This is a genomic window from Paenibacillus sp. PastM-3 (assembly GCF_029893965.1).
In the GTDB taxonomy this organism is placed as follows: Bacteria; Bacillota; Bacilli; order Paenibacillales; family Paenibacillaceae; genus Paenibacillus_AQ.
In genome coordinates this window covers 66,685-88,917 of sequence record NZ_JARXXP010000013.1, presented here as the reverse complement: position 1 = coordinate 88,917, position 22,233 = coordinate 66,685, and the positions used below count along the sequence as shown (strand labels likewise).

The window sequence follows — 22,233 nt, the reverse complement described above, 5'->3', positions numbered from 1 at the left end:
CACCAATGGGAGCGATCAGTGAACTTTTCAAAAAGAATATACGCCAATATGGCATGATTATTGCCTTGATCTTCATTTCCGTCTTCTTTCAGATTCTGACCGACGGCATTCTGCTTAAGCCGTTGAATGTGACAAACCTTATTTTGCAGAACAGCTACATTCTGGTGCTTGCGATCGGCATGGTGCTGGTGATCATTACCGGCCATATCGATCTGTCAGTCGGTTCTGTCGCCGCTTTTATCGGGGCGCTTTCGGCCATTATGATGGTTGAGCAGCAGATGAATCCCGTGCTGGCCGTTGTAATTTCGCTGCTGATGGGTGCACTTGTCGGCGCCTGGCAGGGCTTCTGGGTTGCCTATATCAAAATCCCCGCATTTATCGTAACGCTGGCAGGCATGCTGCTGTTCCGCGGATTAACGATGATTGTGCTGAACGGGCAGTCGATAGCCCCGTTTCCCAAGACATTCCAAAAAATCAGCTCCGGTTTCATCCCCGATTTCACGGACGGAAGCACGCTGAATGTAGTGACGCTTCTGGCAGGCATTATTCTGTCTGTCCTGGTAGTCCTTCAAGAGATCAGAATCCGGAGAACCTCGGTCAAATACGGATTTGAACAATCGCCGCTCTGGATTTCAATAGTGAAGGCGGCTGCACTCATTATCGTTATGAATCTGTTTACCTTTGTCCTCGCTCAGTATAACGGGATTCCCAACATCCTTCTCATCCTGCTGGTGCTGATTGCTGTCTATTCCTTTGTGATGAACAATATGACGATGGGCCGTCATATTTACGCGCTGGGAGGCAATGAGAAAGCAGCGAGCCTTTCAGGAGTAAAAACCAAACGGGTCACCTTCTGGGTATTCGTAAATATGGGCGTACTGTCCGCTTTGTCCGGCCTCGTCTTTGCTGCCCGCCTGAATTCGGCTACACCAAAGGCCGGAACCAATTTTGAGCTGGATGCTATTGCAGCCTGCTTCATAGGCGGGGCTTCGGCTTCGGGAGGGATCGGCACGGTAGTCGGAGCCATCATCGGCGGTCTGGTCATGGGCGTTATGAATAACGGAATGTCCCTTGTCGGCCTTGGTGTAGACTGGCAGCAGGGCATTAAAGGTCTGGTGCTGCTGCTGGCTGTAGGGTTTGACATTTACAACAAATCAAAAACTGCCTAACCGGTCATTGATGCCGCAGACACATGCAAAGCCGCCTCCGCATTAGCGGGGCGGCTTTCCTTTTATTTTAGAATATATATTTCCTAACTAAAGGAAAACGCTTGCAGCTTGTGGAAATAGTAGACAGGCTTGCGCTGCCCGGCAAAGCAATGGATAATAGCACTCATAGAACATAAATCAGGAGGCCGGAGATGCAGATTATTGCAATGCTTACTATGCTTATTGATCACATAGGCTACATCTTTTTCCCGGATGAGATGGGCTGGAGAATCATTGGAAGAATCGCCTTTCCGATTTACTGCTACGGGCTGGTGCAAGGGCATATACATACTAAATCGAGACCAAGGTATCTGATGAGGCTGCTGCTCATTGCGGTTATTGCCCAGATTCCGTACAATATGGCGCTTGACCCCGGCGGCTGGAATGTTGTCTTTACGCTGCTGCTCTCGGCCATTGTGCTGCTCATACTGGATAAGCTGCCGTCGCTCTGGCTGGGTATTCCGGTTGTATTGATAGCTGTTTATATAATGGATGTTCTTCCGCTTGATTATAATGCCTACGGTCTGATCCTCGTACTGATCTTCCGTTATGCACATTCATATTATCTGATTTTGGCCCATTTTGCGCTGAACAGCTTCTATCTGTTCTATAGCGGCTGGCTGGTCCAGATGTTCAGTATCGTACCGACCATTCTTGTTGCGGTATTTCCTGCTGCATGGGCTTTCCTTGAGAAAAGACGCCTGCCCCGCTGGGTATGGTGGTCCTTTTATCCGGGACACCTGGCGGTACTGGCCATAATCAAGATTATCTTTTACCAGGATTGGGTAAATATTCAATGGAAAACTCTGTTTATGCTTTAGGAGAGTTCCTGCAACCAGGGTATACAGCACTTTTCACTGCAAGTCCTTCCTCTTTTGAGTTGATGGATAGATGTACAAATAACCGATAAAGGAGTCATGCTATGAGGAGAATGAAGAAAGGCACCAAATGGCTGCTGCCGGTACTGGCAATGCTGCTGATTCTGGCAGGTTGCCAAACAGTCGGAGGGCTGGATGTTAACAAGGCACTGCTGGGGGATCTTGATGTCAAATCAGTGGAATCCAGCACTACTTTATCCTTGAAGGCTGTTCCGGCTGACGGAATCAGTGCCGAGGATCTTGAAATGATTGAACTTATCAATTCCTTCTCTGTTAATATCGCTCATGTAAAGCTGCAGGATAACGGTAATGTTTCCGCAGCCGGATCCGTAGCCTACAAGCAGGCGACTGTACCGTTTACCCTGTCCATGGATCAGGAGGCGGTGGTCTTTAATGCAGAGGGAGCGAAGCAGCCGTTCTATTTCCCGCTTGAGAGTTACGATGAATCGCTTGGCTTAGAAGGGCTGGATGAGAGCAAGCTGCAGGATATCTCCAAGCTTGTTACACAATTTGTAGTCAAGAATTTGCCAAACCCGGCTGCTATCAGCGCTACTTCGGTTAGCGAAACTGTGTATGGCCAGCAACTGAACCTGACGAAGCTACATACCGAAATTACAGGCGACGAGCTGCCTGCTCTGGTGAAGAGCTTCCTCAAATCCGTGTCGAAGGATACTGAAGGCTTTACAGCCCTGATTAGTGGTCTTTATGATTACCTGTATCCGATTCTTACAGCAGCCGGAGCTGATGACGAGCTGGATATGCTCGGATTCGGCGATATTCCGCTGGAGGATAAGGAAGGCGTTGTGACAGTGGCCCATGATGCTGCCAAGCTGGCTGTGGATGCACTCCTGCTTGTCTATGACAAGCAGCTAGAGAGTCTTTACGAGACAACACCTGAACTGGCTACTGTGCTGAGCAAGGATACGAAGCTGCAGGTGGACCTGTTTGTAGACAGCGGCTTCCATATCCGCAAGCAGAACATTGACCTGACCGTTGCACTGCCTGCCAGTGAGGACTTGCCGCTGAAGAGCATTTCGGTTCAGTCACAGAGTCAGACCTGGAATGTGAACGGGGCGGTTACCGCAGACCTGATCAGCAAGGACGGTGCTCTGGATCTGTCGAACACCGAGCTGACTCCGGGTGAAACCCTGCGTAATTTTGAGCCGGGCTCTACTGTATACAATATGCTTAAGGACGATATGAAAATAACGGCCAAAACGCTGATGATTACCCCCGATGACGACTATTATTATCCGGTAGTGATCGGAGGGACCACCTGGGTTCCGCTGCGTTATGTAGCTGAGGATCTGGATGCCGAAGTGACCTGGGATGGTGCAAGCAAATCCATTACGGTGACTGATGATGTATACGGAGATGCAGTCGTATTCAAAATCGGTTCCGATCAAGCACTTGTGAGCGGGAAGACGGTGAAGCTGTCGCTTCCGGTATTCGTGGATGAATACGGGGATGCTAATGTACCGCTCCGTGTGCTGGCCGAAGGGCTGCATGCTAAGGTTGAGAAGGATGAAGAAGGCTACATCTGGATCGAACGCCCTTAATCAGTGCAACATTTCTGGAATTGTAAAAAGCCGGAGTTCCCTGAAGCGGGACTCCGGCTTTTTGCTGCGGATTCATATTATTCGGCAAAAGAAAGTCCTTTTGCAGCAAGCGTCTCCCGGAGAATTACGATTCCTTTTGGTCCCATGCCATGGAGCTTCAAAAGATCGGTTTCCTTGATCGCGGTGAGCTGCTCAAGCCGGGTATAGCCGGCTTGGGCCAGTGCCCGCAGTGCAGGCTGGGAGAGCTTGCCGGGGAAGCCGCTATCCGCCGGCGGTACCATACGGGTAGTCATCTGCAGTCTCCTTTCTGCAGCATTGCTGCTTACTGGGTGGTCAGAGTCACTTCCAGTGCTATGTTGCTTTGCTCCTTGGGCTTGAGCATGCTGCTGATGTATCCGGACATGAAGCCTTCCTTCTGGCTCAGCCATAGCTGGTAACCCGGCATTGCTTGTATGGCTTCTGCATCAGTGCCGGCTGTGCCGGCAAAATATTTAATATTCAGCGCCGACATCATCCTGGCCATCGATTGCTTGTCTGCTTCGCTAAAGCTGCTGTCCTTCAGATTCTTCATCGCTTTGTTATAGGAGCTTTCTGAAAAAGACTGCTCGGCATATGCTTTAAATTGTAACAGGTTCGGATCTGTAATTCCATTGTCTACCGCCCATTGCTCGACGTCAACCGAAGCGGTATGATAGGTGACTTTCCGGGACCGGGTATCAAAGGTCATCTCGCCATACTGGTGCGGGTTGACGGCAAAGGCGCTGGTGGCAATATCGTACACCGGAAGGGCATTTGAATCTGCTGCTGTCTGGCCGGCAGCAGGATCACGTCGGATATCTTGCATGTGGATATGTCCGGATAACACGAGATTAAGGCCGTCCTGACGAAGGGCAACCATCGTCTCCTGACTGTTGTTAAGCTTGAAACCGGATACGGACATGGAAGTGTGGCTGAGCAGATTATGGTGCATCACGGTTACGATGGAAGCGTGATGCTCTGAAGCCAGCTTCACACAATCTTTTATCCAGGATAAAGTCGCCGGAAGAATCCGCCCGTCCGTCTGCGGGAACCCGTATTTCTCGTTGTTTACATATTGGCTGCTGTCAATCATAAGCAGCCATAAGCCCGGTGAGGCCTCCACAACATAGCTCAAACTGCCCGTATCCCTTGAAATAGCTTCATTGTATCCGTAGTCAGCATACAGCTCCGTGAAATCCTGACTGGTGATATGGTCAGTCACAATCTGTTTATCACCCTTAAAAGATCTTGCCCAGGGGTTGAACAGATCATGATTGCCGGGGATGACATAAACAGAGGTGCCCTGCTTCTCGATACGCTTCAGCTTGGCGGCAAGCTCCTTGTGGCTGTCCGCCTCACCGTTGTTGGTCAGATCGCCGCTCAGGATCAGAAATTGCGGCTTTTTAAGCTCTGCATCATGGACAAGCGCCTCCATAAGCTCATCGCTGTAAGGCAGCATTTTGCCGTCACCGCTGTTTACATAGCTCTGGAAGGCCGGACCGCCGTCCTGCAGTGACTTGTTAAGATAATGGGTATCTGTTGCAACCCAGAATGACACCGGCTGGGTAGAGGTCATGGAGCTGACAGCAGGAACTGCTCTTTCTTCGTGAGCGTCAGATGACAAATTTGTGTCTTTGCAGCCTGGCAGGATAGAAACTGCGGCAAGCAGTATGGTGAAAGCAATCAAGGGTGATTTTTTAAACGGAAAAGCATTTCTTTTAGCGGAAAATATCATGGTTAGAACCTTCCTTCAACAATATGGCTGAATCATTGTAGCGTATTAACAGCGGTTTTGTATATCGGCATGGGCAGGCAGGTGTTTCGAATCACGCTCATGTGATTATAGAAAATAGTGGAAAGCGTATAAACAAGCGGATTACAGCGAGAATAAGGATGGATACAAACACAGGAGCAGGAAAAAAATATGAAATAGGAGTTGTTTTATCGGAATAGAAGTGTTAAGATATACAAAAGTTAGTTACTAAAATAAATGGAGGTAGTTATCTTATGTCTAAGAGTTTTCTGGAAGCTGTAGAAGCAAGACGGTCCGTATATGCAATCAGTAAGGAATCCCCGATCTCGGATGATCAAATTAAGGAAATTGTTGAAGCGGCCGTATTACATAGCCCGACTTCATTTAACTCCCAAAGCTCCAGAGCAGTAGTTCTGCTTGGCGAACAGCATGATAAGCTGTGGGATATCACTGCTGAAACGCTCCGCAAAATTGTACCGACAGAGCAATTCGAAGGTACAGCCCAGAAGCTGGCTTCGTTCAAAGCTGGCTACGGCTCCGTACTGTTCTTTGAGGATCAGGCGGTTGTGAAGAATCTGCAAGAAAATTTTGCCCTGTACGCTGACAATTTCCCGATTTGGTCGAACCAGTCCTCGGGTATTCTGCAGTTTGTTGTCTGGACTGCCTTCGCTGAAGCCGGTCTTGGCGCTTCGCTCCAGCACTACAACCCGCTGATTGATGATGAAGTGAAGGAAACCTTCGGCATTCCTGCAGAATGGAAGCTGATTGCCCAGCTGCCGTTCGGCACAACGGTTACCGCACCGGGACCTAAAGAGTTCCAGCCGATTGAAGAACGTGTAAAAGTGATTAAATAAGCAGCAGCCATACTTGTTTGAAACCTCCTTAATCAGGATAAGTAGTACTATAACCTGATTAAGGAGGTTTTTGTTATGCCTTGGAACAAGGATAATTATCCGGATTCCCTGAAGAATTTCATGGCACCGGTGCGCAACAAAGCGATTGATATTGCAAATGCACTGCTGGAGGAAGGGTATGACGAAGGGCGGGCCATCGCTATTGCCACGGCACAGGCCAAAGAGTGGGGCGAGAACCACGATAAGCAGATCCGCAAGAAAAACACATAGCAGCTGCCGTCTGCGTAACTGGCAGCATAAAAAAAGGACCAGCGGTTTCATTAACCGTCTGGTCCTTACGTTATTTGATCAGCTTATTTTGCAGCAGGAGCTTCTGTAGCTTCCGGAGCAGCAGATGCTTCCGGTGTAGCAGAGGCTTCCGGCTCATCGGTCAGTGTGTTGGTAATCTTGGCGTTTGTAGTCAGATCCTGCAGCCAGGTGGAGGACATCTCGGACACCTTCTGGGAAATAAGGGTCTTTTTGATTTCGTCTTTCTTTTCATCCAGCGTGTATTCATGAGCTTCCTTACGGTCCGTCACCTTGATCACATGATAGCCGTAATCCGTCTTCACAGCACCGCTGGTTTCACCGACTTTGAGGGCGAAGGCAGCATCAGAGAACTCTGTAACCATGTCTCCCTTTTTGAAGAAGCCAAGATCCCCGCCGTTGTCCTTAGAACCGGTGTCGGAGGATTTCTCTTGAGCCAAAGTAGCGAAATCAGCGCCGTCTTTGAGCTGCTTGACAATATCATCGGCTTCTTCCTTGGTAGCAACCAGGATATGGGAAGCCTGTACTTCTTCCTCCTGGTTAAAGGTGGCTTTGTTGTCATTAAAGTAATTGGTAATGTCTTCATCGGTAACGGTAACCTTAGGCTCAAGCAGCTTGCGGATCTCAACCTGCAGCGGCATTTGCGCCTTCAGATCATCCAGCGTCATGGAGCTTTGGGCCAGCGCGGCGTTCAGTGCATCTTCACCGCCAAACTGGGTTTTCAGGTCTTCAATTTCGGCATTGATATCTTCGTCGGTAACCGTAATGTTGGCTTTCTTGGCTTCCTGGTCTACAAGGGTAGTAGTAATCAGGTTCTGCAGAGTCGATTCGCCGCCTGCTTCAACCAGCTTATCATACAGCTGCGCTTTGGTAATATCAGTACCATTGACGGTAGCAACCGCAACGCTGTTATCATCTTTCTGGAAAGGCGGTTTGATCAATACTATAATCAGTGCTGCTGCAAGAACGATCGATGCGATCATCCAGCCCTTGCCGCCTTTAGGGGAGGAGGGAGGAGGATTGCCGCCGCCAACCTTGCTCATCACAGGAACAGCTTCAGGTGTTACATCTGCTGCTGCATTATTAGCAGGTTCAACCGGTTCTTGTGCTGCTGGAACAGCTTCTTCTGCCGCTGCAGGAACCGTTTCGGCTTCCACTGGTGCTTCATTGGTGTTTGCGGAAGCGTCAGTCTCTTCGGGTGTTGCGTTGTCGTTCAATTGCCCATTTGTTTCAAATTCTTTTTTGTCCATTATAATTAATGACTCCCTTCGATATAGGTGATGCCTGTCTTTCTACAACTTTACCAGAAATTCCGATTCCAAACCTTAAGAAAGTATAAAAAAGCAAAATCGCTTTTTAAGATTTTATTAAGATAAAAGGAAAAAGCCGGAGGCAGGGGAATCCCGTACGCTCCGGCTTATTGGCAGAAGTCATAAGATTGCATAAGGTCAGCCTGTTTCTGCATTCAAAAACTTGCTTAAGAAGTAAGCCCTTTCAGCAGATGGCGTATGCTTTCCTGTTTCCGTCTGGGAACACGGACATTTTTGGCGTAAAGGCCCTTCTCTCCGAAATAGATGCAGTCGTCTTCAATCGCGCTGATCTTGTTCAGATTCACGTAGCAGCCTCCGTAAACATGATAGTAACTGGAATTCGACAACAACCGGTTTAATTGCTCGGCAGTCATTCTCTTTTTAATGTTATAGTTTCTGCCGTGAAAAATGACCAGATCATGGTCCCCGACCTTAAAGAACAGAATGTCTGTTTCCACCTCGAAGTCCTCATATACATTTCTGGCTTCCAGCAGGCTGCTCATTCGTGTTCCCCCTTTTTACAATTTTAACGACGCGTGTTAGCGCTTTCATTATAGCATATTCTAATTTCTTTGAGAAGTCTTATTTTTGAAATGTTTTTTGTCATTTTTTCCGTTGCATTTGTCATAGACGCTGAAAAATTGTAAATTATAAAGATGGCTGTTGTTTGAATGAGAGCCAGGCTGCATATAAAACACCGGATGGACTTATGGAGGAGGAAAACCGAGATGAAAGAAAATTCCAGACTATTGCTGTTTACCGGCTCCTATGCGAGTGCTGAGGATAACGGGGTACAGGTATATGCATTTGACGGGGAGGCCGGAGGTACGCTGAAGCTGCTGGACAGTGTGCAGGGCATCGCCAATCCTACCTTTGTTAATGTGGATACTGCGAAGAACCGGCTGTATGCAATTGGCGAGAAGCTTAACCGTGACGGGATCAAGGAGGGCGAGGTCGTAACCCTGGCCATTGATCCGCAGACCGGCAGCCTGACTGAGCTGAGCCGGATTGACACCATGCCCGCTTCTGAAGCAGGGCAGACGACAACCTGTCACATTAACAGGGATGCCGCAGGCGAGTTTATCGTTGTATGCAGCTATCACGGCGGCCTTGTAGGCCTGCTGAGAACAGATGCTGGCGGAACGCCGGTGCGCCTGACAGATACTGCTGTACATACGGGCAAAGGAACAGTGCCCGGCCAGGAGAAGCCGCATCCGCATTCGGCTGTTTTCAGCCCGGACGAGCGCTTCCTGTTTGTGTCCGATCTTGGCCTGGATCTGATCCGCACTTACCGGGTCAACCGGGATGCCGGAACGCTTGAGGTTCAAGGTGAAATCAAGGTGGAGGCAGGAGCGGGCCCCCGTCATTTTGTATTCCATCCGGACGGCAAATCCGCCTATGTCATTAACGAGCTGAACAGCACGGTTACCTCCTTCCTGTATGACAGCGAGTCAGGAGCCTTGAAGACAGCAGTTACCGTGCCTACGCTGCCGGATGATTATTCCTATACAAATAATGGCTGTGCAGAAATCGCCTTCTCGGCGGACGGACGCTTCCTGTATGGCTCGAACCGCGGTCATGACAGTATCGTGGTCTATACGGTAAACGCCGAAACAGCGGAGCTTACGGTTGTTGAGCATGTGTCTACACGTGGAGGTCATCCGCGCCACTTCACTGTTACACCGGATGGTGAATATCTGATTGTAGCCAACCGTGACGGCAATAACCTGGTTGTATTCTCTCTCGATCAAGCGACCGGACGGTTGACCTTTACCGGTAACGAAGCGAAGACGTCCAAGCCAGTGTGTGTTAAGCCGGCAGTATTTCCTGCCTGATTCAGGCCGGCTTCATAGCTGATTGACCAAAAAAGGAACACCGGAAGGGCTGGCTCCGGTGTTCCTTTTGACCTATTTAAGCGAAACTGGCTTGAGCGGTACAACAGTGGAGACCGCTGATTTGAACAAAACGTTCTGTTTGCCGTCACCCTGACCTGTCAGAGTGATTGTATAAGCATCGTAAGAGGTGACGAGTCCCTGCATTTTGACTCCGTTAGTTGTAAAAATCGTTACGGGCACCTTTGTTGAAATGCACTGGTTCAACAAACGTTCCTGCAGCTTTAGACTTTCCACTTTGGCAGCACTCCATCTTTGTATGAATTGTCTTCCTGTCCCATTATATCACGGCAAGACGGTTCTCGGGCAATGTCTTCACAGAATACGTATCAGACAAGGGGTTTGTTATGTTTCAATACCGCAGATGGTCCAGAGGATTCCGGTTCTCTTTATGGTTTGCATTAGGCTTTGCCGTCATTTCCCTGCTTGTGGCACTGAACAAGACGGCTTATTTTGACAACTCCATCATTCATGCCGTACAATCAGCGGAGTCGCCGGGATTGACCTCTTTGGCTAAAAGCCTGTCACTGGTCGGCTCATCGAAGCTGGCGGTTATGATTTCACTTGTTACCATGGCACTGCTCTTTTTTGTGCTGAAGCACCGGATGGAGCTCGTTCTGTTCCTCTGGGTGGGCTTAGGCTCCCAGCTGCTGAATACCTGGCTCAAGCTGTGGTTTCACCGGGAGCGTCCGAGTATTCACCGTCTGATTGAACAGGCTGGCTACAGCTTTCCCAGTGGTCATTCCATGGCTGCCTTTTCCCTATACGGGGTCTTGGCATACCTGCTCTGGCGTCATATGCGGCGGAAAAGAGAACGGCTTATACTGATTCTGTTCACTGTACTTATGACCCTTGGCATCGGCTGGAGCCGGATCTATCTGGGTGTCCATTATCCGAGCGATGTGATCGGCGGATATGCGGCAAGCGGCGCCTGGCTGATGCTGTCGGTTGCCTGCTTTGAAGCTTACCAGAATACCCGCAAACGGAAATAAAGACTTTATGTATAAAAAATACGGACATCATCAGCCTGTACAGGCAATGGTGTCCGTATCCCGGCTTATTTGACCGGTGCTGCCGGCTTTCCAGGAGTACCTTTATGCGAATTGGCGGCAGAAGAGATGCTAAGCTTCAGCAGTGCCGGAAGCCCTGCTTTCAGCTTTTTGACTTCTTCCTTGGTCAGCTGCCCCTCCTTGAGGGACTCATCCAGCTTGAGGCTGGCGGCTTCACTGAGCTTCTGAATGTACTGGTCCTCGCTCCAGCCTTTTTTTTCCTTGGCCAGACTGTAAAGGGTTTGTCCGTTTCTCAGGCTGTCCATAAGCTCCCGGCGGTCCATTTCCAGAAGCCTGGCAGTTTCGCCCAGGATAAAATGTCCGCCTGTTTTCAGGCCCCTGCTGTGATGCGGATGTGACGGCTGCTCTTTACCGGGGCTGGTCTGGTCCGCTGCCGGTGCTGGCGTACTGCCTGAACCCGTCTCGGCATAAGCAGCGGCCGGAGCCAGGCAGAGCATGACGGCTGCCGTAAATGCTGCAATTGTTCTGATCTTGTTGCTCATGCGTTCACCTCTTGGGATGGAATGGTATTGCCGTACACAGTATTACCGGGAAGCTGAAAGCAACATGAAGTTTAGCTTAAGCTTGTCTAAAAATTCGCCGGCATGGTTCATGGGTAATTACATATGTACCCTTATAGAGATTGACGGAAGACTTACAGGATATACATAACAGGTGTGGACAAACTTTAGATTAATGCTTCCGAAGCGAGTTTTGCCGAAGAAATACAACGGAAGCATATGCTATGCAAAACTTTAGGAGGGATGGATTTGGCTTTTGGCGCCCGGATATTAAAAACAGGAATGGCAGTAACGCTTGCCCTTTATTTATCTGTACTTCTGCAGTTTTCTTCTCCTGTCGGCGCAGCCATTGCAGCAATATTTGCCATGCAGCCGTCCATTTACCGCTCGTGGCGGTATTTCCTGGACCAGATCCAGACGAGCACCATGGGAGCGGTGATTGCGCTGCTGGGCGGGATGCTCCTGTCTAACGAACCGATTGCAGTAGGACTTGTATGTATTCTGGTTATTATGATCAGTATGAAAATGAACCGTGCCGATACCATCGGCCTGACTCTGGTTACTGTAATTTCCGTGATGGAGGCGTCCGGGCAGTGGGAGTTCGCGCTGACCCGCTTTTTGCTTACACTGACCGGGATTGTCTCTGCATTTCTTATAAATATCAGCGTATTCCCGCCCAAGCCGCGCAAGCAATACATCCAGCAGATTGAGAATGTATTTACCAGCCTGTCATTGCTGCTGCGGACCGCAGTCTCGCATGAGATGAAGGAAAGCGTGTTCCGGGATGAAAAAAATGCGCTGGAAGGCTCGATCAAGTCGCTGGCCGATAAGTATGCCCTCTTCGAGGAGGAACAGAAACAGCTGCGCAGGGCAAAATACAGCCAGACCCGGCAAATGGTCGTATATAAAAACCTGCTGCACACCCTGCAAAAAGGCTTTGAGGTGCTGGAGGCGATTGACCGCCATTATTTCCAGGCCGAGCGGACCGAGCGGACCGATGAGCTGTTTGACCGGCACCTGGAGCAGCTGATTAAATATCATGAGTACATTCTGCTCAAGTTCGAAGACAAGCTGAAGCCGGGCTCCAATGATTCGGAGCTGCTTGCCGAAGACAATGACAGGTTCCTGGAGGCGGCCATCCAGGGCTATAATCCCGAGAAATCGGGACAGCTGCGCTTGTCAGTGGTAGCGGCGGCGATCTATGATTATGGTTACCAGCTTGACCGGCTTGACAGGCTGGCGGATCAGATCAACCGGGTGAACAGTGATGAGAAGGAATAACCGGAGCAGACTTGAACGGCAACCTTTCAAAGGGGATGAAATACAGTGGAGAAACATGATCAAGAATGGAAACAAGAACAGGAACGGGTGACAGGAATTACCCGGCTGCTAGCTGCCCATATCCGTCGTCTCTCAGAAGAGCTGGGCCTGCACCGTACCGATGTTGTTGATATGCGCAAAGATTTCTGGGAAGAGGTTACAGTAAACTTCAGCAGCCCGGATGATCTTGGGGAGACCTCGACCAGCCTGCGGCAGCAGGCGCAAATCCTGAATGAACGGGAGCGTCACCATCTGCAGTCGAGCAAGGCGCTCAAAAAATATAGAAAACTGGTAAATTCACCATACTTCGGCAGAATTGATTTCTCAGAACAGCCTGGAGCTGAGGCGGAGCGCATTTACCTTGGAATCGGCTCATTAATGGAGGACGACGGCACCTTTCTGATTTACGACTGGCGTGCACCTATTTCCAGCCTTTATTACGATGGGGCTCCCGGACCCGCGGCCTATGAGACGCCCGGAGGCCTGATCAGCGGAACCATGGAGCTCAAACGCCAGTTCGTGATCGACAGCGGCCTGATCGAGGTCATGTTTGACACCGGCATGACCATCGGTGATGAACTGCTGCAGCAGGTACTGAGCCACAGTGCGGATGACCGGATGAAAAGCATTGTAGCTACCATCCAGAAGGAGCAGAATGCGGTTATCCGTAATGACCGGAGCCGGATGCTGGTCGTGCAGGGAGCGGCGGGCAGCGGTAAAACCTCCGCGGCGCTCCAGCGCGTAGCCTATCTGCTCTATAAATACCGCGCAGTCCTGCAGGCAGACCAGATGCTGCTGTTCTCGCCAAATCCGCTGTTCAACAGCTACGTTTCTACAGTACTTCCCGAGCTCGGTGAAGAAAACATGCAGCAGACCACCTTCCAGATGTATCTGGAGCACAGGCTCGGCCAGGAATTTCAGCTTGAGGATGTGTTCAGCCAGACCGAGAGTCTGCTGGCCGCGCCGGATCATCCGTCAGCAGAAATCCGCCGCGCCGGAATCGGCTATAAATCGTCTGTAGCTTTTCTTGATGCCATCCGGAGATATGTCAATCTGCTTGAGCATGAGGGCATGCTGTTCAAACCGCTGATGTTTCAGGGAAAAGCTATCGTCAGCAAGGAAGAGATGCAGCGGCAGTTCTATACTTACGCCCCCACTATCAAGCTTGCGAACCGGATCGATCTGATGACCGGCTGGCTGCTCAAGCAAATTGCCGCTTTTAGCGTAGAAGAGCGCAATGCCCCGTGGGTAGAGGAGCAGATGGAGCTGCTGGATACGAGCGACTATCAGCGTGCGTACCATATGACACGGCGCAAGGGCGGCGGGCACAACGAGAGCTTTGATGATTTTGACACCGAGAAAAGCATGCTGGCCCGCTATATCGTCAGCCAGAAGCTGAAGCCGCTGCGCGGCTGGACCAAGCGCGGCCGGTTCGTCGATGTCAAAGGGCTGTATAGCAGGCTCTTTACGGACCGCAGGCTGATGGACAGCATGAATTCCGGGGCAGGGCTGCCGGAGCATTGGGATGAAATCTGCAGGCTTACACTGGATAAGCTTGACGCTGGCGAGCTGTCCTATGAAGATGCGACTCCCTTCCTGTATCTGAAGGAGCTGAGCCAGGGGTTCCGGACAAATACACTTATCCGCCACGTTATTGTTGATGAGGTACAGGATTACTCCCCGTTCCAGCTGGAATTTATGCGCCGGCTCTTCCCGCGGGCCAAAATGACGGTGCTGGGGGACCTCAACCAGGCCATCTATGCACAGGGTGAAGTGCTTGGCGATTTGTCTGGCCTGGTCAGCATTTACGGCAAGGAGAACACTGAGGTGATCTCCCTGACCAGAAGTTACCGTTCCACCTTTGAGATAGTGGAATTTACCAGGGCCATGATTCCCGGCGGAGAACGGATTGTTCCCTTCAACCGGCGGGGCGAGGCTCCGTCTCTTACCGTTGTGAACAGTGAACCCGAACTGCTGGCTGCAGTGGAACAGGATGTGCTGAAGCTGCATGCCGCAGGCTATCATTATGTTGCTGTAATCTGCAAAACGGCAGAAGAGAGCGCCGGAGTGCATGCCAAGCTGCAAAACAGCCTTCCGGTCAGACTGGTAACCAAGGAAACCCCGAATTTCCAGAAGGGAACGCTGGTGCTTCCCGCCTACCTGGCCAAAGGCGTAGAGTTTGATGCTGTTATTATTTATGATGGCTCACAGGAAAAGTACGGCAGGGAAAATGAACGCAAGCTGTTCTATACCGCCTGTACCCGGGCTATGCATCTGTTGCATATATACAGCCTTGGCCGGCCCAGCTCATTTTTGCCCGATCCGGCAGCAGCAGGATCGGCGGAAGCCGGATTGCTGTAATGGCTGAAAGCTCTAACTGAACAATGGAAAAATGGCGCAGGATTGCCCTATTAGGGATCGTCCTGCGCCATTTTTTGTGGAAATCATATGTTTTTGGGGGCCTCACTTTGCGGGGTTATTTTGTATGCATACAGTCGGACTGAACCAAGCACACTAACGGGGATTGTCAATGACAGTAAAGGTGGTCACTCTATGAAGGATAAGAAATGGGATCTTATGGCGTTAGCCTCCATTCCACTTATTATGACCCTCGGCAACTCCATGCTCCTTCCGGTATTGCCGCAAATTTCGCGCGAGCTTCATATCAGTTCCTTTCAGGTCAGCCTGCTGATTACGCTGTATGGCTTAATGGCTATTCTGATGATTCCGGTTGCCGGCTATCTCTCGGACCGGTTCGGGCGCAAAAAAATCATTATGCCAAGCCTGATTATTGCTGCTGCGGGCGGAGCTGTATGTATCGCTGCGGCCCTGTTTACCAAAGGAATAACAGCATACTGGATCATATTGGGGGGGCGTGTGCTGCAGGGGATCGGTGCGGCAGGTGCTTTTCCCATTGTCCTGCCCTTTGTAGGGGATATGTTCAAGGACGAAAAAGTGGTAAGCAAAAGTCTCGGTCTGATTGAAACGTCCAATACCTTCGGCAAGGTGCTCAGTCCGATTCTCGGTGCTTATCTGGGACTGCTGCTGTGGTACGCTCCGTTTATCTCCATTCCGGTTTTATGCATCATTTCTTTTTTGCTTGTTCTGTTTTTGGTTAAGGAGCCGGAACGGGAAGCTGATCAGCAGAGTCTTAAAGATTTTATGTCAGGCATTGTTGCTATCCTGCGGGAGCACGGCCGGTGGCTGTATGCTATTTTTGCCATAGGCGGTATATGTATGTTTGTAACATTCGGGGTCCTTTTTTATTTATCGGAAACGCTTGAGGACAAATATAATATTCACGGGGTGATAAAAGGCCTCGTGCTGGCCATTCCGCTTGCTCTCTTGTGCCTTGCCTCCTACGGAAGCGGGAAAATCATCGGGCAAAGTAAGCTGCGGATGAAGTGGATCGGCTGCGGCGGTATGTTCCTGATAACTGCGGGCATGATTATTACGGGGTTTGGTTCAGGGCTTTACTGGCTGGTAGGGCTGCTTAGTGTGGGGGGGGTGGGTATCGGTATTGCACTGCCTTGTCTGGATGCCCTGATTACCGAAGGCATTGACCAGCAAAACCGCGGAACAATCACCTCCTTGTACAGCAGCATGCGGTTCATCGGTGTAGCCCTGGGGCCGCCGGTTATCTCGCTGCTGATGCCAAGGGGGCAATGGCTGCTGTTCGGTACGATGGCTGGAGTCAGCGCGATAGGAGGTCTGCTTACGCTGCTGGCTGTTACTCCCGGCAAGAGCTCCGGAAGCGGTCAGAGAGGTGAAAAGCAGATCCAGCTTCCGCGCGTAATCCGCCAGCGGGCCCGGTAACCGCCAAATTACCGGCTAACCTGTACGCTGCTGGAAGCTGAACGGCTGCGCCGCTTTGTGATGAGAACTATGCTGTAAATGACCAGCAGCAGTAAGGGAGCCAGCGCTGAATAACGGTACATCACGGCATAGGAATTATACAAAGCGACTGAGCCAAGAATCATGGTGCCGACAGCAACTCCGAAATCCAGGGAGTTCAGGAACATTCCGTTGGCCGTCCCGCGCTGAAGGGGATCGACGGACTGGATCATCCAGGTCTGCAGCGCCGGCTGCATGGAACCGAAACCGATGCCGTAACAGAGTGCTGCCGGAAACAGTGCAGCAGTTGAGGAAGCGAAGGAGAGCAGCAGCAGTCCTCCTATAATAAACAGGCTGCCGGGAATCAGCAGGGCTGCGGGGCCGAAGCGGTCATAGATTTTACCGGAAACAGGCCGGATAATGACGATAGCCACGGCGTTAAACAGGAAAAAGTATGCAATGTGGTCCAAATGCGCCTCTTGTCCGTACAGGGCAAGGAAACCAAGCAGTCCGCCATAGGAAACCGACAGCAGCAGATTCAGCAGGCCGGGGATCAGCAGCTTACGGAACACATTGCCCTTAGGCCCGGGTATTGCAGCCGGCGCAGGCTCTTTGTGATGAGCCGGCAGGCTTCGGGTCAGGCGGTAGCCCAGCGGCAAAATCAAAGCAAGCGCGAGCCCTGTGCACAGCAGCAGAGAGCTGAAGCCTGGGCCCTGCAGCAGGCTGAGTCCGATCAGCGGACCGGCGGACATGGCCAGGCTGGTCGAAAGCCCGAAGTAGCCCAGGCCTTCACCCATCCGGCGGATCGGAATGACATCGGAGGCCATTGTCGGGAATGCAGTGCTGGCCATGCCGAAGCCGATGCCGAACAGCATGCGCATCAGCAGCAGGACCATAATAGTCCCTGACCAGTAATAGCCGGCTACAGCGGTTAAGCAGATTGCCACGCCAAGGAAGATAAGCAGATTGCGGCCGCCTTTTTCCATTGCTTTGCCGGCGAAGAGCCGGGAAGCAATAGCACTGAGTGCAAAAAGACTGGTAACCAGACTGATCTGCACAGATGTAGCGGATAAGCTGTCTTTGGCATAGACAGGCAAAGTTGACAAGGTCATCTGCAGGCCGATAAACAGCAGCAGGTTACAGATGGTAAGAGTGACAAACGATTTGGTCCATAAGCGTTCTGATGAATGATTCAATATGTTCTGCTCCTATTCTTGTTGTGTATTCTCTGTGTTGTGATAGATATGCTCCAGCATACTTCGGAGCTGTTCAAGCTCCACATCTGTAAGGCCTGTTACAGCTGTGCTGATAACTTGCCGTTCGAGGGCGACGGTGTTCTCGATCAGCTGCTTGCCCTCGGCAGTCGGGTAGAGCAGGAAAGCCCGGCGGTCACTCTGGTTCAGCGATTTCGTGATGAAGCCCTTCTTGAGCAGCAATTCAACAATTCTTGCGGTTGTAGGCTGATCTTTGGCGGCTGCGACTGCAACCTCCTTCTGGTTAATTCCGCTGCGGTCGACAATCATCAGCAGCACAGACCATTGTTCAGGAGTAATGTCATAAGGCTTCAGCGCTCGGGCGAAGGCGGTGGATATTCTCCGGTAGGTAGAGCCAAGCAGAAAGCCCAGAAATTGTTGGGGGGAACCGGACATAAAGATCGTCCTTTCATAAATAATTGTTATGACAATTATAATTATGACAATCAATACTGTCAACTAATATAGCGGCAAAAAAGCACCCCCCGCGCAGGGAGGTGCTTCAGTTGTTAAATGAATCTGTTATTTTGCTTCCTTTGGTACGGATTCCCAGTCCTTCAGGAATCGGTCAATCCCGCTATCCGTTAGTGGATGCTTCCACAGGGATGGGAGCAGGGAGCCGGGAATGGTCGCGATATGCGCGCCGGCAATCGCCGCTTCTTCCACATGGGCGATATTGCGGATGCTCGCTGCAATAATCTCGGAGGACAGCCCGTAATTGGTCAGGATTGTCTTCAGGTCCTTGATCAGCTTCATTCCGTCCACCCCGATATCATCCAGGCGGCCGACAAACGGGCTGATATAAGTAGCGCCGGCCTTAGCGGCCATCAGGCCTTGTGCGGCGGAGAAAATAAGGGTAACGTTGGTCTTGATGCCGCGTTTGGTCAGCTCGTAGCAGGCAGCCAGGCCGTCTTCAGTCATCGGGAGCTTGATAACTACGTTCGGTGCCCATTCTGCAATTTCAAGCGCTTCGCTCAGCATTTCGTCAGTAGTAAGGCCGATAACCTCGGCGCTTACAGGACCGGGTACAATCTCAACGATTTCTTTGATTACATCTTTGAACAATCTGCCTTCTTTGGCGATCAGCGACGGATTTGTCGTTACGCCATCCACTAATCCGAGCCGGGTAATCCGTTTGATTTCTTCAATATTACCGGTATCCAAGAAAAATTTCATTGAAGCGATTCCTCCTTGATATCTTATGGATTGACAAACAGCTTGTACAACCTCATTATGTATCATGCCGCATGAAGTTTCAACTGTTAATTTGAATATTTCAATTTAACTTTATAGAATTTTTGCTTTAATCCGAATTACACCCCTTAGGACCATTCCCCGGCATCATTTCCCATGATAATATAGTAACGGTGTTGTATAAAAGAACGCGAATGGCAGGTGAGCATGATGATCACGGCAATTGCCGGTGCCGCCTTGTTTCTGCTGCTTGCCGCCGGACTGATCGCCTATCAGAACAGCAGGCTGATCAGGCAGCAGGAGGCAGAAAGCGCTGCGGCCCCCACCGGAAAACTCACGTATTCCGTATTTTTCGAGCAATTTCGCGGGGATGAGGAAAGGCCGGAAGCGGTACCTTTATTTCAATATACTGTGCTCTCCGGACCTGAGGAAAAGCTCCAGGAGGGAGAAACGGGGACTACTTATGCTCTGTGCCGCGTACCGGCCGGTACCGGTGAAATGACTCTGGAGGATGCCCGGCAATGGATGCAGACACGTATCCGCGCTGCATCCATTCAGCGTGTGCTGTCTGAACATTTATCATTTCCCGGCAAAGCGGATCGTAAAGGGGAAAAAGAGCTGATTATCAATCTGGAAGCTACGGTGAGGGAGGAAGCAGGATATGCAAGTCCGCATTAATCATGTGGTTATAGCCGTGAGTGCCGGAGATATCACAGCCTGGAAAGGCGATATCATCGTTAATGCCTCCAATTCCGGACTTTACGGCGGAGGGGGAGTTGACGGGGCGATCCACCGGGCCGGAGGCCCGCAGATTGCCGCCGAATGTGCGGTAATCCGCCAGAAGCAGGGCGGCGTCATGCCAGGCGAGGCTGCATTTACAACCGCAGGCAGACTGCCTAACCTGGGGATCATACATACTGTCGGACCGATCTGGAAAGGCGGAGCTGCAGGGGAGGAGGCGACGCTGGCCAGATGCTATATCAGCAGCCTTGACCTGGCCTGCGCCCGCGGAGCACGCAGTATTGCTTTTCCGAATATCAGCACGGGTATCTACAATTTCCCGAAAAAACTGGCCTGCGAGACTGCGCTTTCTATCGTTATAAATTACGTTCATAGCAATGAGCCGGACAAGCTGCCGCTGGACACCATCACATTTATCTGCTTTGAGCCGGACAATGCCCGGCTCTACGAGGAAACGCTTAAAACTTATATCTAAAGAGACCGGTTAACCGGAAGGACGGAGGAGCCCTGGAGATGTCATCTGTTACTGAATTGAAATTTGTTACTGTCCAGCCCGATAATACGGATCTGCGGGATCTGATTGAACGTCTGGATGAAGATTTGAAGGCGCGCTATCCGCATGAAATGATCTATGTGGTTGATTTCACTGACCCCAAGGTTAAAGAGATGACCTTCGTCGTAGCCTATCTGGGAGGGCAGCCAGTCGGCTGCGGGGGACTGCGGCCGCTGGAGAAAGACAGCAGCGTGATGGAGCTGAAGCGCTTCTATGTGGAGCCGGGCAGCCGCAAGATGGGCATTGCCGGTAAAATGCTGGCGGATCTGGAGGAGAAGGCTGCTGTCGCGGGATGTGTGGAGATCAAGCTGGAGACCGGAATTAAACAGCCGGAAGCCATAGCGCTTTATGTCAAGCACGGCTACCGGCCCATTGATCTGTTCGGCCAGTATATCGGCGATCCGGACAGTGTCTGCTACGGCAAAATACTGTCCTGAATGCCGGTCAGGTATGGTATTTGCCGATTAGACCATTATAAAGGAAAATATGGGGGTATTAAAATGAGTGTCAATGTAAAGCAGCTGGCTGCGGAGAAAGCCGTGGAATATGTACAGGACGGGATGAAGGTAGGTCTGGGAACAGGCTCAACCGCTTATTGGGCCATCCGGAAGCTGGGCGAGCGTGTCCGTGAGGGCCTTAACATTACCGCTGTGGCCACTTCGCAGGCTTCCGAGGATCAGGCGCGTGAACTTGGCATTCCGCTGGTTGCCTTCAGCGAGATCGACCACCTCGATCTGACCATTGACGGTGCGGACGAACTGGACAGCAAGCTTCAGCTGATCAAGGGCGGCGGCGGTGCCCTGCTGCGCGAGAAGATTGTGGCGATGGGCAGCACGCGGATGATCGTTGTGGCTGATGAGAGCAAAGCGGTTGACACGCTCGGCAAATTTCCGCTGCCTGTGGAGATTGTCCCGTTTGCCTGGGAATGGACGGTAGCCAAGCTGGCGAAGCTCGGCTGCAGACCGGAGCTGCGCCGCAGCGGGGATGAGCTCTACCGGACGGACAACGGTAACTACATTGCCGATTGCCATTTTGAAGCGATCGTTTCAGCCCCTGAGCTGGCAGAACAGCTCCAGGGCATTTCAGGCGTAGTGGATCACGGGCTGTTCATCGGTATTGCCAGCATGGCTATTATCGGCAAGCAAAATGGCAGCATCGAGATCATCGAAGCTGAAACCGAACTCTAGGAAGCGGGTAAAACGCCGGATACCACTCTTCCTCCCGCAGGCGTCCCCGGCCGGCTGTGCGTTTGTTTATCGGACTTGTACTGCTTCTTTACAGCGGGGCTGTGCTATACTGGATATTTCTCGGGTTTGGCGGCGTCTGGTCAGGATTATTACTTCTGAGAATTACATCAATATTAAGGGAGGCTTGAACATTTATGCTTATTGATCTGAAGCAGCGCATAGGAACACCTGAAGTAGATGAGCTGCTGGCCTATGCGGTCATTGATGAACCGGATGCGCTCTGGCGCGCTTCGGCCGAATACGGCAAATATGCCGCGCTGCAGCTTAACGGCTGGGAAGAGGAAGGGCTGCTGCTCGGCCTCGTAGGCTTTGAAGAGACGGAGGATGGTTCACTCGACATCCGCCACATCGCGGTGCTGCCTGAGAACAGAGGCAAAGGCTATGCACGCGGTATGATTCTCGAGCTGATGACCCTGCGGAATCCGCGGTATGTATTGGCGGAAACGGAAGATGAGGTTGCCGCCAACTTTTACCGCGCCCTGGGCTTTATGGTGTACAGTCTGGGCGAGAATCCGGCGGGAATCGAAATGTTCCGTTGTGTGTATGAGGTTGAGGAAGATGAGGATGACGAATAGAGCTTGTAAGCAGCTGCTATCTGAAGAAAGCTATCCGGCGCATGGTACCGGGTAGCTTTTTGTTGTCTAAATCAATGGAAACAATTGACTTTTGGAGCAGTGAATCATATAGTTTTAGTGTGAAACAGTTCTAGACATGAACTATTTGTCCAATATTGAGGAGGGCGA

The 22,233-nt window shown here is 51.1% G+C and carries 24 protein-coding genes; 15 read left to right on the top strand and 9 right to left on the bottom strand.

The window, feature by feature from the left end; translation table 11 throughout:
• Nucleotides 1–5: 5 nt before the first annotated feature.
• The 3 genes from mmsB to M2108_RS18480 all read left to right on the top strand — a co-directional run bounded on the left by mmsB (nt 6) and on the right by M2108_RS18480 (nt 3,645).
• Nucleotides 6–1,169 carry a multiple monosaccharide ABC transporter permease gene (mmsB, locus tag M2108_RS18490; RefSeq protein ID WP_277470834.1) on the top strand — a complete coding sequence of 388 codons (1,164 nt, stop codon included), beginning with the start codon at nt 6–8 and terminating at the stop codon, nt 1,167–1,169.
• A gap of 191 nt (nt 1,170–1,360) precedes the next feature.
• Nucleotides 1,361–2,029, top strand: coding sequence for a TraX family protein (locus M2108_RS18485; RefSeq protein WP_277470835.1), 669 nt, complete (start codon nt 1,361–1,363; stop codon nt 2,027–2,029).
• A 101-nt stretch (nt 2,030–2,130) separates the two neighbouring features.
• On the top strand, nt 2,131–3,645 hold the full coding sequence (locus M2108_RS18480) for a copper amine oxidase N-terminal domain-containing protein (RefSeq protein ID WP_277470836.1): 1,515 nt from the start codon (nt 2,131–2,133) through the stop codon (nt 3,643–3,645).
• A gap of 77 nt (nt 3,646–3,722) precedes the next feature.
• Here M2108_RS18480 and M2108_RS18475 read toward each other — a convergent pair whose 3' ends face one another.
• The gene (locus M2108_RS18475) at nt 3,723–3,938 is read right to left on the bottom strand and encodes a helix-hairpin-helix domain-containing protein (RefSeq protein WP_277470837.1); all 216 of its coding nucleotides are present in this window, start codon (nt 3,936–3,938) and stop codon (nt 3,723–3,725) included.
• A gap of 29 nt (nt 3,939–3,967) precedes the next feature.
• Nucleotides 3,968–5,398: a metallophosphoesterase gene (locus M2108_RS18470; RefSeq protein WP_280777143.1), complete on the bottom strand. Its 1,431-nt coding sequence runs from the start codon at nt 5,396–5,398 to the stop codon at nt 3,968–3,970.
• Between the two features lie 272 nt (nt 5,399–5,670).
• Between M2108_RS18470 and M2108_RS18465 the strand changes: the two genes are divergently transcribed.
• Nucleotides 5,671–6,270 (top strand): nitroreductase family protein, encoded by a 600-nt coding sequence (locus M2108_RS18465; protein ID WP_277470839.1) that lies wholly within the window; start codon nt 5,671–5,673, stop codon nt 6,268–6,270.
• A gap of 75 nt (nt 6,271–6,345) precedes the next feature.
• The gene (locus tag M2108_RS18460; protein WP_277470841.1) at nt 6,346–6,540 is read left to right on the top strand and encodes a DUF2188 domain-containing protein; all 195 of its coding nucleotides are present in this window, start codon (nt 6,346–6,348) and stop codon (nt 6,538–6,540) included.
• An 83-nt stretch (nt 6,541–6,623) separates the two neighbouring features.
• On the opposite strand, the gene M2108_RS18455 is transcribed toward M2108_RS18460, so the two are convergent.
• Entirely contained in the window at nt 6,624–7,826 is a 1,203-nt protein-coding gene (locus M2108_RS18455; RefSeq protein ID WP_277470842.1) for a peptidylprolyl isomerase, read from the bottom strand.
• A gap of 227 nt (nt 7,827–8,053) precedes the next feature.
• A complete protein-coding gene (locus M2108_RS18450; protein ID WP_090716633.1) occupies nt 8,054–8,389 on the bottom strand; it encodes a hypothetical protein in 336 nt (111 codons plus the stop codon).
• A 225-nt stretch (nt 8,390–8,614) separates the two neighbouring features.
• Here M2108_RS18450 and M2108_RS18445 point away from each other — a divergent pair, with 225 nt between their 5' ends.
• Nucleotides 8,615–9,721 (top strand): lactonase family protein, encoded by a 1,107-nt coding sequence (locus tag M2108_RS18445; protein WP_277470843.1) that lies wholly within the window; start codon nt 8,615–8,617, stop codon nt 9,719–9,721.
• A gap of 72 nt (nt 9,722–9,793) precedes the next feature.
• Here the strand turns inward: M2108_RS18445 and hfq are convergent, their stop codons facing one another.
• Nucleotides 9,794–10,015, bottom strand: a complete 222-nt coding sequence (gene hfq / locus M2108_RS18440) for an RNA chaperone Hfq (RefSeq protein ID WP_039872699.1) — start codon at nt 10,013–10,015, stop codon at nt 9,794–9,796.
• 110 nt (nt 10,016–10,125) lie between these two features.
• On the opposite strand from hfq, the gene M2108_RS18435 reads away from it, so the two are divergent.
• A complete protein-coding gene (locus M2108_RS18435; RefSeq protein WP_277470844.1) occupies nt 10,126–10,770 on the top strand; it encodes a phosphatase PAP2 family protein in 645 nt (214 codons plus the stop codon).
• Between the two features lie 65 nt (nt 10,771–10,835).
• On the opposite strand, the gene M2108_RS18430 is transcribed toward M2108_RS18435, so the two are convergent.
• Entirely contained in the window at nt 10,836–11,330 is a 495-nt protein-coding gene (locus M2108_RS18430) for a hypothetical protein (protein WP_277470845.1), read from the bottom strand.
• A gap of 267 nt (nt 11,331–11,597) precedes the next feature.
• Here M2108_RS18430 and M2108_RS18425 point away from each other — a divergent pair, with 267 nt between their 5' ends.
• From M2108_RS18425 to bcbE, 3 genes are all read left to right on the top strand, one after another.
• A complete protein-coding gene (locus M2108_RS18425) occupies nt 11,598–12,629 on the top strand; it encodes an FUSC family protein (RefSeq protein WP_068727474.1) in 1,032 nt (343 codons plus the stop codon).
• A gap of 45 nt (nt 12,630–12,674) precedes the next feature.
• On the top strand, nt 12,675–15,029 hold the full coding sequence (gene helD / locus M2108_RS18420; protein ID WP_277470847.1) for an RNA polymerase recycling motor HelD: 2,355 nt from the start codon (nt 12,675–12,677) through the stop codon (nt 15,027–15,029).
• 192 nt (nt 15,030–15,221) lie between these two features.
• Nucleotides 15,222–16,484, top strand: a complete 1,263-nt coding sequence (gene bcbE / locus M2108_RS18415; RefSeq protein ID WP_277470848.1) for a bacillibactin exporter BcbE — start codon at nt 15,222–15,224, stop codon at nt 16,482–16,484.
• Nucleotides 16,485–16,492: 8 nt separating this feature from the next.
• Here bcbE and M2108_RS18410 read toward each other — a convergent pair whose 3' ends face one another.
• The 3 genes from M2108_RS18410 to fsa all read right to left on the bottom strand — a co-directional run bounded on the left by M2108_RS18410 (nt 16,493) and on the right by fsa (nt 18,931).
• Nucleotides 16,493–17,698, bottom strand: a complete 1,206-nt coding sequence (locus M2108_RS18410; RefSeq protein ID WP_277470849.1) for an MFS transporter — start codon at nt 17,696–17,698, stop codon at nt 16,493–16,495.
• A gap of 12 nt (nt 17,699–17,710) precedes the next feature.
• Nucleotides 17,711–18,151, bottom strand: coding sequence for a MarR family winged helix-turn-helix transcriptional regulator (locus M2108_RS18405; protein WP_277470850.1), 441 nt, complete (start codon nt 18,149–18,151; stop codon nt 17,711–17,713).
• A gap of 126 nt (nt 18,152–18,277) precedes the next feature.
• On the bottom strand, nt 18,278–18,931 hold the full coding sequence (gene fsa / locus M2108_RS18400; RefSeq protein WP_277470851.1) for a fructose-6-phosphate aldolase: 654 nt from the start codon (nt 18,929–18,931) through the stop codon (nt 18,278–18,280).
• 225 nt (nt 18,932–19,156) lie between these two features.
• Between fsa and M2108_RS18395 the strand changes: the two genes are divergently transcribed.
• The 5 genes from M2108_RS18395 (at nt 19,157) to M2108_RS18375 (ending at nt 22,065) form a co-directional block, all read left to right on the top strand.
• Nucleotides 19,157–19,627: a hypothetical protein gene (locus M2108_RS18395; protein ID WP_277506274.1), complete on the top strand. Its 471-nt coding sequence runs from the start codon at nt 19,157–19,159 to the stop codon at nt 19,625–19,627.
• Nucleotides 19,611–20,165: a macro domain-containing protein gene (locus M2108_RS18390; protein ID WP_277470853.1), complete on the top strand. Its 555-nt coding sequence runs from the start codon at nt 19,611–19,613 to the stop codon at nt 20,163–20,165. Before M2108_RS18395 ends, M2108_RS18390 begins: the two co-directional genes overlap by 17 nt.
• Nucleotides 20,166–20,203: 38 nt before the next feature.
• Entirely contained in the window at nt 20,204–20,680 is a 477-nt protein-coding gene (locus tag M2108_RS18385; RefSeq protein WP_277470854.1) for a GNAT family N-acetyltransferase, read from the top strand.
• A 63-nt stretch (nt 20,681–20,743) separates the two neighbouring features.
• Entirely contained in the window at nt 20,744–21,430 is a 687-nt protein-coding gene (gene rpiA, locus M2108_RS18380; protein WP_277470855.1) for a ribose-5-phosphate isomerase RpiA, read from the top strand.
• A gap of 194 nt (nt 21,431–21,624) precedes the next feature.
• Nucleotides 21,625–22,065, top strand: a complete 441-nt coding sequence (locus M2108_RS18375) for a GNAT family N-acetyltransferase (RefSeq protein WP_090716662.1) — start codon at nt 21,625–21,627, stop codon at nt 22,063–22,065.
• Nucleotides 22,066–22,233: the final 168 nt, after the last annotated feature.

Bases quoted from the DNA above. Each gene is read 5' to 3' on its own strand.
- M2108_RS18430 (WP_277470845.1), bottom strand. From the start codon at position 11,330: ATGAGCAACAAGATCAGAACAATTGCAGCATTTACGGCAGCCGTCATG.
- M2108_RS18480 (WP_277470836.1), top strand. From the start codon at position 2,131: ATGAGGAGAATGAAGAAAGGCACCAAATGGCTGCTGCCGGTACTGGCA.
- fsa (WP_277470851.1), bottom strand. From the start codon at position 18,931: ATGAAATTTTTCTTGGATACCGGTAATATTGAAGAAATCAAACGGATT.
- M2108_RS18450 (WP_090716633.1), bottom strand. From the start codon at position 8,389: ATGAGCAGCCTGCTGGAAGCCAGAAATGTATATGAGGACTTCGAGGTG.
- M2108_RS18460 (WP_277470841.1), top strand. From the start codon at position 6,346: ATGCCTTGGAACAAGGATAATTATCCGGATTCCCTGAAGAATTTCATG.
- rpiA (WP_277470855.1), top strand. From the start codon at position 20,744: ATGAGTGTCAATGTAAAGCAGCTGGCTGCGGAGAAAGCCGTGGAATAT.
- M2108_RS18485 (WP_277470835.1), top strand. From the start codon at position 1,361: ATGCAGATTATTGCAATGCTTACTATGCTTATTGATCACATAGGCTAC.
- M2108_RS18455 (WP_277470842.1), bottom strand. From the start codon at position 7,826: ATGGACAAAAAAGAATTTGAAACAAATGGGCAATTGAACGACAACGCA.
- M2108_RS18375 (WP_090716662.1), top strand. From the start codon at position 21,625: ATGCTTATTGATCTGAAGCAGCGCATAGGAACACCTGAAGTAGATGAG.
- M2108_RS18445 (WP_277470843.1), top strand. From the start codon at position 8,615: ATGAAAGAAAATTCCAGACTATTGCTGTTTACCGGCTCCTATGCGAGT.
- bcbE (WP_277470848.1), top strand. From the start codon at position 15,222: ATGAAGGATAAGAAATGGGATCTTATGGCGTTAGCCTCCATTCCACTT.
- M2108_RS18385 (WP_277470854.1), top strand. From the start codon at position 20,204: ATGTCATCTGTTACTGAATTGAAATTTGTTACTGTCCAGCCCGATAAT.
- M2108_RS18475 (WP_277470837.1), bottom strand. From the start codon at position 3,938: ATGACTACCCGTATGGTACCGCCGGCGGATAGCGGCTTCCCCGGCAAG.
- M2108_RS18405 (WP_277470850.1), bottom strand. From the start codon at position 18,151: ATGTCCGGTTCCCCCCAACAATTTCTGGGCTTTCTGCTTGGCTCTACC.
- mmsB (WP_277470834.1), top strand. From the start codon at position 6: ATGGGAGCGATCAGTGAACTTTTCAAAAAGAATATACGCCAATATGGC.
- M2108_RS18435 (WP_277470844.1), top strand. From the start codon at position 10,126: ATGTTTCAATACCGCAGATGGTCCAGAGGATTCCGGTTCTCTTTATGG.
- M2108_RS18390 (WP_277470853.1), top strand. From the start codon at position 19,611: ATGCAAGTCCGCATTAATCATGTGGTTATAGCCGTGAGTGCCGGAGAT.
- M2108_RS18395 (WP_277506274.1), top strand. From the start codon at position 19,157: ATGATGATCACGGCAATTGCCGGTGCCGCCTTGTTTCTGCTGCTTGCC.
- M2108_RS18465 (WP_277470839.1), top strand. From the start codon at position 5,671: ATGTCTAAGAGTTTTCTGGAAGCTGTAGAAGCAAGACGGTCCGTATAT.
- M2108_RS18470 (WP_280777143.1), bottom strand. From the start codon at position 5,398: ATGATATTTTCCGCTAAAAGAAATGCTTTTCCGTTTAAAAAATCACCC.